Source organism: Pseudonocardia xinjiangensis, assembly GCF_012911925.1.
GTDB classification, from domain to species: domain Bacteria; phylum Actinomycetota; class Actinomycetes; order Mycobacteriales; family Pseudonocardiaceae; genus Pseudonocardia; species Pseudonocardia xinjiangensis.
In genome coordinates this window covers 1-1,612 of record NZ_JAAXKY010000298.1, presented here as the reverse complement: position 1 = coordinate 1,612, position 1,612 = coordinate 1, and the positions used below count along the sequence as shown (strand labels likewise).

Here is a 1,612-nt window from a genome sequence, read left to right as displayed (position 1 = left end):
CCCCGAGGAAGGGACAGCCCGTGCGCAACCACAACTGGTGAGCCCATCCCGCAACCCGGTGAACAGGAAGGAGGACGCGCGATGCGCAACCACAACTGGTGAGGTCGATCAGCCGGAGGCCGAGCAGGTGGCCCGCGGGACGGGGGTGGGGTCAGCCGCGCGAGAGGACCGTCGAGCCGACGGTCTCGGTGTCGGGCCGGTTGGCACGGTGCCACGCGACGGCGACCCCCAGCGCGAGGACGGCCCCCACACTCCCGGCCACCGCAATGGCGGTGGACGGGTCCCAGGTGTCGGCCAGCAACCCGCCGATGAGCACGGCCGCTCCCTGCGCCGCGATGATGCCGGACGCCGCGACCCCGATCGCCCGTCCGCGCCCCACCGTCGGCGTCGCCCGGACGAAGCTCGCCTGCGTCTGCAGGAGATAGGCGGTGGACAGCATCCCGGACACCCCCCACAGCAGGAGCGTGAGCGGGAGCGGGGGGCGGAAGAGGCAGAGGATCAACGGCAGGCCGGCGCCGACGGCGAGCACCCCGACGAGCCGCGCCCGCGTCTCGGCCGGGACGAACCGGACGAACAGCCATGCCCCGACCACGCTCCCCAGCGGGTCGGCCGCCATCAGGAGCCCCACGACGGCGGGGCCGGCTCCGAGCTGGTCGGCATACGGCGCGGCGAGTGCTTCGGGCACGACGTACCACCCGACGAGCCACGCCAGGAGCACGAGCGCTCGCCGCCGCGGGTCGGTGGCGATCTCCACGAGCGCGGCGACGACGCCGCGCAGCCCCCCGGCGGGGGCGTCGGCGGCGGCCTCGTCGTCCCCGTCGGTGGTGCCGGGCCGGGGCCGGTCGGCGACGCCGGTGCGCACGAGGACGGCCGAGAGCGCGAACGACACCGCGTTGGCCAGCAGCGCCAGCGACGGACTGATGGCGGCGACGAGCACCCCGCCGCTGGCGAACCCGACCAGCTGCGCGGTCTGGCTCGTGATCTGCCGGACGGCCAGCCCGCGCTCGTAGAGCTCCCCCCGCAGGATCTCGGGCAGGAGCGCGCCCTGGGCTGCGGTGTGGGGCGAGCCGAGCAGCACCACCATCACCAGGAGCGCGCAGAGCGCCCACAGCGGCAGGTGCGGGATGGCCATGGCGGCGACGAGCACGGCGCGCAGGACGTCCGAGCCGATCATGACCTCGCGGCGGCGGTACCGGTCGGCCAGGCCGGACAGGAGCACCCCGCCGAGCAGCGCCGGCAGGAAGGTGAGCGCGTAGGTGGCGGCGGCCCATGCGGCGGAACCGGTCCGGCCGTACACCAGGACGGCCAGCGCGACGCGGGCCAGCTGGTCGCCGGCGATCGAGAGGAGCTCGGCGGCCCAGACGACCCGGAACTCCCGCACGCGGAACACCGCGCCCAGCTCTCCACCCGCCATCCGGCCGCTCCCCTCGACAGATGTCACGCCGCGGTGCGGCCCGCTGCACCGAGCGTAGGCAACCGTACGCGTCCGGTCAGCAGAATCGGTGCACGGCGCACCCACTCCCCGGGCATCGCCACACACCTGTTGCAGCAAAGCCACTTTCACGCAACGTGGCTGCATGAACGTGGCTTTGCTGCAACAGGTGTGTGGCGA

The 1,612-nt window shown here is 74.2% G+C and carries 1 protein-coding gene; it reads right to left on the bottom strand.

The window, feature by feature from the left end; genetic code table 11:
- Positions 1-151: 151 nt before the first annotated feature.
- Positions 152-1,414 (bottom strand): MFS transporter, encoded by a 1,263-nt coding sequence (locus HF577_RS37155; protein ID WP_169400678.1) that lies wholly within the window; start codon positions 1,412-1,414, stop codon positions 152-154.
- Positions 1,415-1,612: the final 198 nt, after the last annotated feature.